The 11,955-nt window shown below is 71.9% G+C and carries 12 protein-coding genes; 9 read left to right on the forward strand and 3 right to left on the reverse strand.

Annotated features, from left to right (window positions below):
* Nucleotides 1-141: 141 nt before the first annotated feature.
* Nucleotides 142-1,380 (forward strand): GDSL-type esterase/lipase family protein, encoded by a 1,239-nt coding sequence (locus I4Q55_RS33610; protein ID WP_206793706.1) that lies wholly within the window; start codon nucleotides 142-144, stop codon nucleotides 1,378-1,380.
* Between the two features lie 133 nt (nucleotides 1,381-1,513).
* On the opposite strand, the gene I4Q55_RS33615 is transcribed toward I4Q55_RS33610, so the two are convergent.
* Complete coding sequence (locus I4Q55_RS33615; RefSeq protein ID WP_206793708.1) at nucleotides 1,514-2,527, reverse strand: LacI family DNA-binding transcriptional regulator; 1,014 nt, start codon at nucleotides 2,525-2,527, stop codon at nucleotides 1,514-1,516.
* Nucleotides 2,528-2,686: 159 nt separating this feature from the next.
* On the opposite strand from I4Q55_RS33615, the gene I4Q55_RS33620 reads away from it, so the two are divergent.
* From I4Q55_RS33620 to I4Q55_RS33645, 6 genes are all read left to right on the forward strand, one after another.
* Nucleotides 2,687-3,916, forward strand: coding sequence for an extracellular solute-binding protein (locus tag I4Q55_RS33620; RefSeq protein WP_206793710.1), 1,230 nt, complete (start codon nucleotides 2,687-2,689; stop codon nucleotides 3,914-3,916).
* Nucleotides 3,917-3,923: 7 nt separating this feature from the next.
* Nucleotides 3,924-4,868 (forward strand): carbohydrate ABC transporter permease, encoded by a 945-nt coding sequence (locus tag I4Q55_RS33625; protein WP_206793712.1) that lies wholly within the window; start codon nucleotides 3,924-3,926, stop codon nucleotides 4,866-4,868.
* A gap of 11 nt (nucleotides 4,869-4,879) precedes the next feature.
* Nucleotides 4,880-5,689, forward strand: a complete 810-nt coding sequence (locus I4Q55_RS33630) for a carbohydrate ABC transporter permease (protein ID WP_206793825.1) — start codon at nucleotides 4,880-4,882, stop codon at nucleotides 5,687-5,689.
* Nucleotides 5,690-5,715: 26 nt separating this feature from the next.
* On the forward strand, nucleotides 5,716-7,422 hold the full coding sequence (locus tag I4Q55_RS33635) for an amylo-alpha-1,6-glucosidase (protein WP_206793715.1): 1,707 nt from the start codon (nucleotides 5,716-5,718) through the stop codon (nucleotides 7,420-7,422).
* Between the two features lie 293 nt (nucleotides 7,423-7,715).
* Nucleotides 7,716-8,408 carry a hypothetical protein gene (locus I4Q55_RS33640; protein ID WP_206793717.1) on the forward strand — a complete coding sequence of 231 codons (693 nt, stop codon included), beginning with the start codon at nucleotides 7,716-7,718 and terminating at the stop codon, nucleotides 8,406-8,408.
* A gap of 138 nt (nucleotides 8,409-8,546) precedes the next feature.
* Nucleotides 8,547-8,933: a hypothetical protein gene (locus I4Q55_RS33645; RefSeq protein WP_206793719.1), complete on the forward strand. Its 387-nt coding sequence runs from the start codon at nucleotides 8,547-8,549 to the stop codon at nucleotides 8,931-8,933.
* 7 nt (nucleotides 8,934-8,940) lie between these two features.
* On the opposite strand, the gene I4Q55_RS33650 is transcribed toward I4Q55_RS33645, so the two are convergent.
* On the reverse strand, nucleotides 8,941-9,522 hold the full coding sequence (locus I4Q55_RS33650) for a TetR/AcrR family transcriptional regulator (RefSeq protein WP_206793722.1): 582 nt from the start codon (nucleotides 9,520-9,522) through the stop codon (nucleotides 8,941-8,943).
* Between the two features lie 85 nt (nucleotides 9,523-9,607).
* Between I4Q55_RS33650 and I4Q55_RS33655 the strand changes: the two genes are divergently transcribed.
* Both I4Q55_RS33655 and I4Q55_RS33660 read left to right on the forward strand, forming a co-directional pair.
* Nucleotides 9,608-10,471 carry an aldo/keto reductase gene (locus I4Q55_RS33655; RefSeq protein ID WP_206793724.1) on the forward strand — a complete coding sequence of 288 codons (864 nt, stop codon included), beginning with the start codon at nucleotides 9,608-9,610 and terminating at the stop codon, nucleotides 10,469-10,471.
* Nucleotides 10,472-10,529: 58 nt separating this feature from the next.
* Nucleotides 10,530-11,471 carry a GlxA family transcriptional regulator gene (locus I4Q55_RS33660; protein ID WP_206793726.1) on the forward strand — a complete coding sequence of 314 codons (942 nt, stop codon included), beginning with the start codon at nucleotides 10,530-10,532 and terminating at the stop codon, nucleotides 11,469-11,471.
* A 4-nt stretch (nucleotides 11,472-11,475) separates the two neighbouring features.
* Here I4Q55_RS33660 and I4Q55_RS33665 read toward each other — a convergent pair whose 3' ends face one another.
* Nucleotides 11,476-11,940, reverse strand: coding sequence for a VOC family protein (locus I4Q55_RS33665; RefSeq protein WP_206793728.1), 465 nt, complete (start codon nucleotides 11,938-11,940; stop codon nucleotides 11,476-11,478).
* Nucleotides 11,941-11,955: the final 15 nt, after the last annotated feature.

Genomic DNA, 11,955 nt, shown 5'->3' on the forward strand with positions numbered 1-11,955 from the left:
GGCGCTCGAACGTCTTTCCCCGCCGCAAATCCCCGGCGAGCGACCATTTCACCGTGTCCTTCGGCCTGTGCCGCCGCGCGCACGCACGGGTTTCGGCCGGTCGCCGCCGGGTGCACCGCTGCCCGTCGAAAGGACACCCGGATGCGTCTCCGCCGAACCGCTGTGGTCCTGGCCGTTTCCGCGTCGCTGCTGAGCCCGGCGCTGGCGGAAGCCTCGCCGTCGGGCGGGGCGCCACCCGGGGTGGTCACCCTGACCGAGTCCGCGCTGCAGGGCGTGCACGGCACCGCCCCCGACGTCACCATCCGCAACGTGCTCACGGTGACCGCGACCGGGACGGCGCTGCGGGTGCGGCTGAGCAACCCCTTCGGCAGCACCGCGATGACCGTGCGGTCGGTGTGGGTCGGCAAGCAGCCGTCGACGAATTCGCCCGCGCTGGTGCCGGGGTCGAACCGGCGGGCCACGTTCGGCTTCCGGTACGCCGTGACGATCCCGCCCGGCGCGAGCGCGTGGACCGACCCGCTGCCGCTGTCGGTCCGGCGCGGCGACCACGTCGCCGTGAGCATCTACGCGCCGGGTGCGCCGATCAACGACCACACCTTCCCGCCGCCGGAGCAGTACACGCCGGGGTCGTTCACCTCGGCCGGGCCCGGCGACGCCGGCGCGGACGAGTCGGGGAGCGCGTACGGGGCCTTCGCGCCCGGCGTCCTGTGGTGGGCCGACGCGATCAGCGCCGTCTCGCCCGCGCGCGGCACGATCGTCGCCCTCGGCGACTCGATCACCGACGGCTACAACGCCTTCGGCGGCGGCCCGCGCTGGACCGACGTGCTCGCCGAACGCATCGGGCAGCTCCCGCCGTCGCGGCGGCTGTCGGTGGCCAACGCCGGGATCAGCGGCAACACCGTCAGCGTCCAGCCGAACCCGTACGACCCCACCGGCCAGTGCTGCGGCCCGCCCGCGCCGCTGCGGCTCGACCGGGACGTGCTCTCGCTGCCCGGCGTGCGGTACGTCCTGCTGCTGGAGGGCACGAACGACCTGGGCGGCGGCGACAACGCGGCGCCGGCGCCGGCCGCGCAGGTCATCGACGCCATGCGCACCATCGCCCGGCGCGTGCACGCCACGGGCCGCCGGATCGTCGGCGCGACGGTCCTGCCGATGTGCAACGCGGCCGGCGGCCCGAAGGAGCAGGCGCGGCTCGCGGTGAACGAGTGGATCCGCACGTCGGGGACGTTCGACGCGGTGCTCGACTTCGACGCCGTACTGCGCGACCCGGCCGACCCGACGGTGATCCGCGCGGACTGGCGCTTCGACTGCTACCACCCGAACGCGGCAGGCGACCGCGTCCTGGGCGATTCGATCGACCTGAAGGTGTTCGCCCGCTGAACGCCGGCCGTCAGGTTTCCGTCGCCGAGAAGGTTCGTCGAACCGGTTCGCCGGTGTCGCGAATGACTCATTCGGGACGCCGGAGGTCCCCCATGAGTCATTCGCGACGCTTCTCCCTCGGTGTTACGCCCGGTCAGCCCCGCCGCCGGGCGCCCGTGCTCGACCGCAACGAGATCGGCGGCTCCAGCAACGCGTGCCGCGGCTCCGCGCCCGCGTCCGCTATCTGGGCCAGCAGCAGATCCACCGCCAGCTTCCCCAGCTCCACCGCCGGCACGTCCGCCGCCGTCAGTGGCGGGTGGAAGTCCTCCGCCAGGCGCTCCGCGATCACGCCCGTCAACGAAAAGTCGCGCGGCACCTCCAGGCCCGCCCGGTGCAGGGCGCGCTGGACCCCCGGCAGTGCCGCTTCGTTGATCGTCACCGCCGCCGTCACCGAAGGCCACTGCGTCCGGATCTGCTCGAAGCAGGCCAGGCCCGCCGCCGCTTCGTCCGCGCAGCACACCGTCCGCGCGATCAGGCCGCGGGCCGCCGTGGCGTCCAGGAAACCCGTGGCCGACCGCAGGGCCGGGCCGTAACCCGCCGCCACCAGCTCCGCCGATCGGTTGATCAGCACCACCTCTTCGTGGCCGAGATCCGCCAGGTGGTGGACGCAGCGGGTGATCAACGCGCCGTAGTCGACGTCGACCCACCAGGATGCTCCCGGGTGCTCCACGTGGCCGATCGTCACGAACGGGAGACTGGCCTGGCTCAGCCGCTCGACCCGGGGGTCCTCGAGGAGGATCTCCATCAGGATCACCCCGTCGACCCGCCGTCCGGTCACGATGCGCTCGAACGAGCGGTCGTGGTCTCCGCCGCTGGGGGACAGCAGGACGTCGAGGTCGTGGGCCGCCGCCGCGTCGACCACGCTGCCGACGAAGCCCAGCTGGACGTCCGTCAGCCGGCGGCTGGCCGGCGGGACCACCAGGCCCAGCGTGCGCGTGCGGCCTTCGGCCAGGGCCCGGGCGCTGGCGTTGGGGCGGTAGCCGAGCTCGCTGATCACGTCGTTGATGCGCTGCACGGTGGCCGCCGACACCGGGCGCTTGCCGCTCAGCGCGTACGACACGGTGCTGCGCGAAACCCCCGCGCGCCGCGCGATCTCCCCGATGTTCATGCCACTCCTGACCCCGGTGCTCAGAACCGGTTCGATCGTAGTACACGCAGTATTGCGCAGGAGCGCCTTCGCGGTTTACGGTGACGCCGCTCGGCCGCATCGAACCGGTTCGATGATCTCGAGCGCCGTCGTCGCAGATGCCGACCGGAAGGACCTCCCATGAAGCGTCACCTCCTCGTCCGGCTGCTGTCGGTCGCCGTCGCCGCGACGACGCTGGCCGCCTGCTCCTCCGGGACGGCGCCCTCCGCCGCCGGCGGTACCTTCACCGTCTGGGACCCCTACCCGCAGTTCGACGCGAGCTCCGCGTGGGCGAAGGTCGTCGACAAGTGCGGTGCCGACGCTCGCGTCAAGATCGCGCGGCAGGCCTTCGACACGACCGACCTCACGAACAAGGTGCTGCTCGCCGCCCAGCAGGGCACCGCGCCGAACGTCCTCGTCGTCGACAACCCCGTCGTCTCCACCCTGGCCGAGGGCGGGGTGCTGAAGTCCAATGCGGACACCGGGCTCGACACCGCGCAGGTCGCGCCCAACCTGCTCGCCGCCGGCGACGTCAAGGGCCAGGTCTACGGCGTCCCGATCGGCGCGAACACGCTCGCCCTCTACTACAACAAGGCCGTGCTGACCGCGGCCGGCGTCGACCCGGCGTCGGTGCGGGACTGGGCGAGCCTCGACGCGGCACTGGCCAAGGTGCACGCCGCGGGCAAGAAGGGCATCACGTTCTCCGCCATCGGCACCGAGGAAGGCAGCTTCCAGTTCCTGCCGTGGTTCTGGGGCGCGGGCGCCAACCTCACCGACCTGGCCTCGGCCGGCGCCGTCGCCGCGCTCGCGCAGTGGAAGTCCTGGCTGGACAAGGGATACGCCCCCAACTCGGTGATCGGCAACACGCAGACCACCAGCTGGCAGGAGTTCGCGACGGGCGACTACGCCTTCGCCGAAAACGGCACCTGGCAGCTGCAGAACGCGAAGAAGGCCGGCTTCGAGTACGGCGTCCTGGAGATCCCGGCGCGCACCGGGGGCGCGGCCCCGGCGCCGACCGGCGGCGAGTTCGTCACCGTGCCCGCCCAGAGCGGCCCGGACGCCGAGAAGACCGCGGGCAAGATCGCGTCCTGCCTGACCAGCCCGGCCAACGTCCTCGACTCCGACACCGCGCTGACCTACGTCTCCGCCGTGCCGTCCGTGCAGGAGAAGCAGGTCGCCGCCCAGCCGGAGCTGAAGGTGTGGGTCGACGCGGTCAAGGTCGCGAAGGGCCGTACCGGCGACAACCTCGGCACCCGGTACCCGCGGATCTCCGAACCGCTCTGGGGCGCCGTGCAGGCCGCGCTCACCGGCGCGAAGACGCCGGACGCCGCGCTCGCGGCCGCGCAGGCGACCGCCGCCGCGGCGAAGTAGGCCGCTCGTGCTGGACACCCGTCAGCCGGTCACCGCCCGGCCGGCCGCGCGAGCGCCCCACCGGGCCGGACGGCGCCGGCAGCAACTCCTCGCGTGGGCGTTCCTCACCCCGCTCGTCGCCTACCTCCTGCTCTGCTACGGCTATCCGCTGGTGACGAACATCGACCTCAGCCTGCGCAACTACACCGTCCGCACCTTCGTGCACGGCGGGGCGCCGCTGGTCTGGTTCGACAACTACGCGGGAGTGTTCACCGATCCGACCTTCCGGACGGCCCTGCTCAACACGTTCGTCTTCACGGCCGCGTCGCTGCTCTTCCAGTACGGCATCGGCCTGGCGATGGCGGTGTTCTTCGCCCGCCACTTCCGCCTGGGGCCGACGCTGCGGGCGCTGTTCCTCGTGCCCTGGCTGCTGCCGCTGATCGTCTCGGGGTCGACCTGGGCGTGGCTGCTCAACAGCGAGTCCGGCGTGGTCAACTCGGTGCTGGGCTGGTTCGGCGCCGGCCGGATCGACTGGCTGACGTCGCCGTCGTGGGCGCTGGTCTCGGTGATCATCGCCAACATCTGGATCGGCGTGCCGTTCAACCTCGTGGTGCTGCACAGCGGCCTGCAGAACATCCCGGCCGAGGTGTACGAAGCGGCGTCGCTCGACGGCGCCGGGGCGTGGCAGCGCTTCCGGCACGTCACCTTCCCGCTGCTGCGGCCGGTTTCGGCGATCACCCTGCTGCTGGGGCTGGTCTACACGCTGAAGGTGTTCGACGTCATCTGGATCATGACCAGGGGCGGCCCCGGCGGGTCGTCGACCACGCTGGCCACCTGGTCCTACCAGCTCGGGTTCGGCAGCATGCTCCCGCGGTTCGGGCCCAGCGCCGCTGTCGGCAACGTGCTCATCCTGCTGGCGCTGGTCGCCGGGCTGCTCTACATCCGCGCGCAGCGCAGGCAGGAGGCAGTGTGATCGGGCGCTGGGTGATCCGCCGCTGGCGCACCGCGGTGGGGCTCGTCCTCACCGCCGTGATGCTGTTCCCCGTCTACTGGATGGTCAACGTCTCGCTGACGCCGGCCTCGCGGATGCGCAAGTCGCCGCCCGACTGGTTCCCCGCCGCGCCGACGTTCGAGGGCTACGAGCGGGTCCTGCGCGAACAGCTCCCGTACTTCGCCACCAGCTTGTTCGTCGCGCTCGGCACCGTGGCGCTGACGTTGGCCCTGGCCGCGCCTTCGGCGTACGCGCTGGCCAAGCTGCGCCCGCGCGGGCACCGGGCGCTGGGGTTCGTGCTGCTCGTCGCCCAGATGATCCCCGGCATCATCATGGCGCTGGGCTTCTACGGCAGCTACGTCACCCTCGGCATCACGAACACCGCGTGGGGACTGATCCTCGCCGACTCGACGATCGCGGTGCCGTTCGCCGTGCTCATCCTCACCTCGTTCATGGCTTCGGTGCCGGACGAGCTCGTCCAGGCGGCCACCATCGACGGCGCGGGCGCGGTGCGCGCGTTCTGGTCGGTGGTGCTGCCCGCCAGCCGCAACGGGGTGGTGACGGCGGGCCTGTTCTCGTTCCTGTGGGCCTGGTCGGACTTCGTCTTCGCGGCGACGCTCGACGGCGGCGGCTCGTTGCAGCCGCTGACCCTCGGGATCTACCGCTACATCGGCAACAACAACCAGGAGTGGAACTCCATCATGGCGACGGCGGTGGTCGCCTCGGTGCCCGCCGCCGTGCTCCTGGTGCTGGCGCAGCGCTTCGTCGCCGCCGGCGTGACCGCGGGCGCCGTCAAGGACTGAGCCCCCTTCCGAAAGGACGACTCCCTGTGCCCACGGGTGATCAGGCATTCTCGCTGCGGGAAATCCCGTTCAGCTACCCGGGATCGTGGTTCGACGTCTCCCCGGTGGTGGCCGAAGCCACCTACGCGGACGACCTCCACCTGGTGTCCCACCGCCACGGCATGCACGCCGTCCTGGCCCTCGTGCCGGAAAGCGGCGGGGAGCCCGCGGCGGTGCCGTCCGGTGCCACGCCGGCGGAGCTGACCTGGGGTGCCGGTGACCGGCGGATCGCGGCGGCGTTCGCCGGCCCGGAAGCGCTCCGGATCGCCGGGCGTGGCCTCGAGCTGCGGATCCGGGCGGCCGAGCCGACGCTGACGCCGTTCGCCGGCACGTACTTCTTCACCGATCCGATCGACGGTTCGGCCGTCTTCACCTCCTACGAAACCGGCTGCCGCTACCGCGTCACCGTCCTTTCCGGACAGACGCGGCACGTCGGCGCCGAAGCTCTGGGCACGGCCGAGCGCGCCGTCGTCGTGAGCGGGGACGCCTGGGAGGTGGTGATCGAGGAGCTGCCCGGCACCCGCGAGCCGTACGCGCCGGCGTCGGCGTTCGACGACGTGGTCGCCGCCGCCCGGACCGAGTTCGCCGCTTTCGCCGATTCGGTGGCGCCGTGGCGCAGCGAGCGCACGCCGGCCGCCGAGCTCGCCTGCTACGTGCTCTGGTCGGCCATCGTGGCGCCCGCCGGGTTCGTCGGCCGGCCGGCCGTGCTGATGTCGAAGCACTGGATGGACAAGGTGTGGAGCTGGGACCACTGCTTCACCGCGCTCGCGCTGGCCGGGGGCCGGCCGGAGCTGGCCTGGCACCAGTTCCAGGTCGTCTTCGACCACCAGGACGACCGGGGCGCGCTGCCCGACTCGATCACCCACGCCGAGGTGCTGCGCAACTTCGTCAAGCCGCCCGTCCACGGCTGGGCGCTGAGCCGCCTGCGCGGCCGCCTGCCCGGTGGCCTGCCCGAACCCGGGCTCGCCTACCGGCAGCTGACGGCGTGGACGAGGTACTGGCTCGACCACCGCCGGGTGCCCGGCGGGCCGTTCGCCCACTACGAACACGGCAACGACAGCGGCTGGGACAACGCGACGCCGTTCGCGCGGCGGCGGCTCGTGCAGACACCCGACCTCGCCGCGTTCCTCGTGCTGCAGCTGAAGGAACTCGCCGTGCTGGCGGCCGGGCAGGGCGATGCCGAGGCCGCCGCGCGGTGGGCGGCCGAAGCGGACAGCATGCTGGCCTCCCTGCTGGGCGAGCTGTGGGACGGCACGAAGTTCGTCAGCCGCTCGGCGGCGACCGGGGCGGCGCAGTCCGGCGCGAGCCTCCTGGAGCTGATGCCGATCGTCCTCGGCGAGCACCTGCCGCCGGACGTCCGGGACCAGGTCGTCGCCGGGCTGGAGGCGCACCTGACGGACATCGGGCTGGCGACCGAGCGGCCGGAGTCCGAGTGCTACGAGGCCGACGGCTACTGGCGCGGGCCGGTGTGGGCGCCGGTCACCGTGCTGATCGAGGACGGCCTCCGCCGGGCCGGCGCGACGGAGCTCGCCGACCGCGTCAGCGCCCGGTTCCGCGCGGTGTGCGAAAAGTCCGGGTTCGCCGAGAACTTCGACGCGCTGACCGGTGACGGCCTGCGCGACCGTGCCTACACGTGGACGGCCGCCGCCTACCTCCTGCTCGCCGCGGCCGCCGAAGCCCGATCCGAGTCGTGAGCCCCGATCCGTCGAAACGCATCGACAATGCCGCATTGCGCGGGGTTGCCTGGTGGTGTGCGAAAACGTGGGTGAATTCGACGAAATCGAAAACAGTGGTCGCGTCGAATTCGTCGAAGTATTCTTCGCCGGTATTCGATCGATGCTGGTCGAATGCGGGTAAATCACACACCGTATCTTGACCGGCACGGAAGCGGCCTGCGATAGTCGTCCCACTCCCGTTCACGCCGCGCCGGCGGTGAATACGTCGTCGAAACGATTCGACATCGAGTCAACCGGGAAAGGACGAATCAATGCACAACGTGGTGCGTTCCCTGCTGGTCTCACTGACCGCGGCCGCCGTGGTGGCGACCACTGCCGGGGTGGCCGAGGCCGCCACCTGGTCGTCTTCGGACAAATGGGCGACCTGGTCCAACGGCGGGTACACCGTCCGCAACAACGTCTGGGGCAGCGGGGCCGGCCCGCAGTCGATCTGGGCGAACTCCTACGGCAACTGGGGAGTGTGGGCGGACCACCCGAACACGGGCGGGGTCAAGTCGTACCCGCACTCGGCGAAGAACGTCGGCCGGACGCTCGGTTCGCTGCGCCAGGTTTCCAGCAGTTTCAACGTGAGCCGCCCGGGCAGTGGCGCTTACGCGACGGCTTATGACATCTGGGCGAACAACAACGCCTACGAAATCATGCTGTGGATGAACAAGCAGGGCGCGGTCGGCGCGATCGGCACCAAGCAGACGACGGCGAGCGTCGGCGGCCACACCTGGGACGTCTACCGGGGATCGAACGGGTCGAACGCGGTGTTCTCGTTCCTGCGCACGTCGAACACCAACGCCGGCACGGTCGACATCCTCGCGGTCATGAACTGGATCAAGGCCCGCGGCTGGTTCGGCGACGTGACCCTCGGCGAAGTGCAATTCGGCTTCGAAATCACGTCGTCTTCGGGTGGGTTGAACTTCACGTCCAACAGTTATTCGGTCACGGCTTCCTGACCCCGGCCTCCCCTGCTCCTCGTCCCAGCCCACCGGCGGCGAGGAGCGGGGGACACCACCCGGATTTCCCTTGAAGACCGAGCTGCTCGGCCACGACCCGGCGTAAGGCCCGGGGGTTGCCGATGAGAAGGTGGACCGATGGAACCGGGTGACGTGGCGCGGAAAGCGCTGGCTTGCGTACGGATCTTCAACGGCGCGGTCGGGCTGCTCGCGCCTGCCCGGATGGCGGCGAGCCTGGGCGGCGCGCCGGGGGAGGACCGGCGGTTCGGCTACCCCGCGCGCATGTTCGGCATCCGTACCCTGGTCCTCGGTGCGGACCTGCTGCTGCTGAAGGCCGACGACCCGGCGGCCCGGCGGATCCTGCGGCAGGCGGTGCTGATCCACGCGACGGACACCGCGGCCGCCGCCTACGCCGGTGCGCGGGGTGAGCTCCAGGGCAAGGCCGCGAAGCTCACCGTCGCCATCTCCGCCGTCAACACCGCGCTGGCGGTGATTTCGCTCGCGACCGCGAAGCCGCGCGGCTGACGCGGCTTCAGCGGTTCACGCGCAGCGCGTCGACAATCAGGTCGAGCATCCGGCCGGTCCGCTCGGCGTCGCCCTCGTCCGGGGACGCCGTCGACAGGAACACGCCGAGCAGGAGCAGCGTGACGTCCTCCGGGTCGGCGCCGGCGCGCAGCGTGCCCGCTTTCGCGCCCGCGTCGAGGATCGTGCCGATCGCGGCGACGATGCGCTGCCGCGTCGCCGGCGTCGCGATGCGGCCCGACGCGACGCTCGCGCGGAGGACGTCCGCCATCCCGCGCTTGGTCGCCACGAAGGCCGCATAGCGGTCCATCCACGCGCGCAGGGCTTCCTCGGGTGGGAGGGTGCCGAGCAGGACCGGCGCGCCGGCGGTGACGTCGTCGAGTTCCGCCGCGTAGACGGCTTCGACGAGTGCCTCGCGGGTCGGGAAGTGCCGGTACAGCGTCCCGATCCCGACTCCGGCCTCGCGGGCGACGGCTTCGAGCGCGACGGTCCCGTCGGCGGTGGCGAACGCGGCTCGCGCGACCGCGACGAGCTTGTCCCGGTTGCGGCGTGCGTCCGAGCGCACCGGACGGGAAGGATCGGGCGAAGGCAAAGCGGAGGCACCTCCGGTTGTGCTACGGTCGGCTCAAGCGGAGGTTCCTCCGCTTCACCATCATCGCACGAGGACGGGGACACCCATGCCTTCTCCCGCCAGTGGCGTGCTCGCCGGCCGCACGGTCTCCCGCGTCGGCTACGGGGCGATGCAGCTCGAGCGCCTCCATGACGACCCCGCGGCGGCGGTCGCCCTCCTGCGCCGCGCGGTCGAGCTCGGCGTCGGCCACGTCGACACCGCCCAGTTCTACGGCAACGGCTTCGTCAACGGCGTCATCCGCGAAGCCCTCGGCGACGACGTCCTGATCGCCACCAAGGTCGGCGCCGATCCGGACCCCGGTGCGCCGATCCCGCTGCGCTTGGCGCAACGGCCGGAACAGCTGCGCGCGAGCGTCGAAGACAACCTCCGGTCGCTCGGGCTCGACCGGCTTCCGCTGGTCAACCTGCGCCGGGCGGACCGGCAGCCCGGCTTGCTCGCCGAGGGTGACCAGCGCGTCGACCTCGACGACCAGCTCGCGGCGCTGACGGCCCTGCGCGACGAGGGCAAGATCGGCGCGATCGGGCTCAGTGCCGTCACGCCGGACGTCCTGCGCCGGGCGCTGCCGGCGGGGATCGCCTGCGTGCAGAACTCCTACAGCCTCGTCGGCCGCGACGACGAAGAGATGGTGGAGCTGTGCGTCGCGGAAGGTGTTGCGTGGGTGCCGTTCTTCCCGTTGGGTGGCGCTTTTCCCGGGCTGCCGAAGGTGACCGACGAGCCCGCGGTGCAGGCGGCCGCGCGGGCGTTGGGCCGGACGCCGGCGCAGGTCGGGCTCGCCTGGCTGCTGCACCGGGCGCCGAACGTGCACCTCATCCCGGGGACCGCGAGTGCGGCGCACCTCGAGGCCAACCTGGCCGCGGCGGACATCGCGTTCGACGAGGAGACACTGGCCGAGCTGGACGCGATTCGGTGACACGTGGCCGAACGGTAGGCAACCGACTGGATCACGCCACCCGGCGTACGTTGGCAGCATGTACACCGTTGCGGTGCTGGCGCTCGACGACGTCATCGCGTTCGATCTGGCCACGCCGATCGAAACGCTCGGCCGGGTCCGGCTGCCGGACGGCCGCGCGGGCTACCGGCTCGTCGTCGCCGGGCCGGAGCCGGTGGCCGGGGCCGGTCCGGTGAAGCTCACCGTCGAGGTGGGCCTCGACGAGGTGGCGCACGCCGACCTCGTCGTCGTCCCCGGGCGGAACGACCCGGACCGGCCGGTGCCGGACGGCGTGGCGGAGTTCCTGCGGGCCGCGGTGGCGCGCGGCACGCGGGTCGCCTCGATCTGCGTCGGCGCGTTCACCCTCGCCGAGGCCGGCCTGCTCGACGGGCAGCGGGCGACCACGCACTGGCTCGCCACCGACGAGCTGGCCCGCCGGTATCCCGCCATCGACGTCGACCCGGACGCGCTCTACATCGACAACGGCCGGATCCTGACGTCCGCCGGCGCGTCGGCCGGGCTGGACATGTGCCTGCACATCGTGGAGCGCGACTACGGCGCCGCGGTCGCCGCCGACGCCGCGCGCCTGGCCGTCGCGCCGCTGCAGCGCACCGGCGGGCAGGGCCAGTACATCCTCCGCAACCGCCCGACGTACCAGACCGCGACGCTGGAAAAGGCGCTCCGGTGGATCGAGGAGAACGCCCACCGCCCGCTCAGCCTGGCCGACGTCGCCGCCGCGGCGGGCATGAGCGCCCGGACGCTGACGCGGCATTTCCACGCCGAGACCGGGCAGAGCCCGATCCAGTGGCTGACCGGGGTGCGCCTCCGGCACGCTCAGGAGCTGCTGGAGCTCACCGACCACACGATCGACCGCATCGCCGGCCAGGTCGGGTTCCCGTCGCCGAGCAACTTCCGCGTCCAGTTCGCCCGGACCGTGGGGGTCAGCCCGAGCGCCTACCGGAAGACGTTCCGGCGCCGGTGATGTGTCAGCCCTGGTGTTCGGCGGCGATGTCGACGATCCAGGTGACGCCGAAGCGGTCGGTCACCATCCCGAACGCGGGCGCCCACGGGGCCGGGCCGAACTCCTCGATGACGGTCGCGCCGTCGACGAGCCCCTTCCACACCGGGGAGACCTCGTCGACGGTCGCCCCGCGGACGGACAGGAAGAACGGCTCCTTCGTGATCGTCGTGCCGTTCTCGCGGCGGGTGGCCGGCGCGGCCGGGGTGGCCGGTCCGTCGGTGCCCGGGACGTCGTAGGCCATGACGCCGAAGCCGTTGTCCGCGGTGACCTGGCCGAACACCACCTTGCCCGCGTCCGGCAGCGCGGCGGGCATGCCGAAGTCGCCGTAGGTGACGATCGTGGCCCGGCCGCCGAAGACCGACGCGTAGAACTCGAGGGCCGCGCGGGCCTGTCCGGTGAAGTTGAGGTGGGCGGCTGCGGTGAGCGACATGGTTGTTCCTTTTTC

The sequence above is a fragment of the Amycolatopsis sp. MtRt-6 genome (assembly GCF_017308975.1).
Lineage (GTDB): Bacteria > Actinomycetota > Actinomycetes > Mycobacteriales > Pseudonocardiaceae > Amycolatopsis.

What these genes read in the sequence shown, in the direction of transcription:
- I4Q55_RS33610 (WP_206793706.1), top strand. Translation starts at nt 142, where the DNA reads ATGCGTCTCCGCCGAACCGCTGTGGTCCTGGCCGTTTCCGCGTCGCTG.
- I4Q55_RS33615 (WP_206793708.1), bottom strand. Translation starts at nt 2,527, where the DNA reads ATGAACATCGGGGAGATCGCGCGGCGCGCGGGGGTTTCGCGCAGCACC.
- I4Q55_RS33620 (WP_206793710.1), top strand. Translation starts at nt 2,687, where the DNA reads ATGAAGCGTCACCTCCTCGTCCGGCTGCTGTCGGTCGCCGTCGCCGCG.
- I4Q55_RS33640 (WP_206793717.1), top strand. Translation starts at nt 7,716, where the DNA reads ATGCACAACGTGGTGCGTTCCCTGCTGGTCTCACTGACCGCGGCCGCC.
- I4Q55_RS33645 (WP_206793719.1), top strand. Translation starts at nt 8,547, where the DNA reads ATGGAACCGGGTGACGTGGCGCGGAAAGCGCTGGCTTGCGTACGGATC.
- I4Q55_RS33655 (WP_206793724.1), top strand. Translation starts at nt 9,608, where the DNA reads ATGCCTTCTCCCGCCAGTGGCGTGCTCGCCGGCCGCACGGTCTCCCGC.
- I4Q55_RS33660 (WP_206793726.1), top strand. Translation starts at nt 10,530, where the DNA reads ATGTACACCGTTGCGGTGCTGGCGCTCGACGACGTCATCGCGTTCGAT.
- I4Q55_RS33665 (WP_206793728.1), bottom strand. Translation starts at nt 11,940, where the DNA reads ATGTCGCTCACCGCAGCCGCCCACCTCAACTTCACCGGACAGGCCCGC.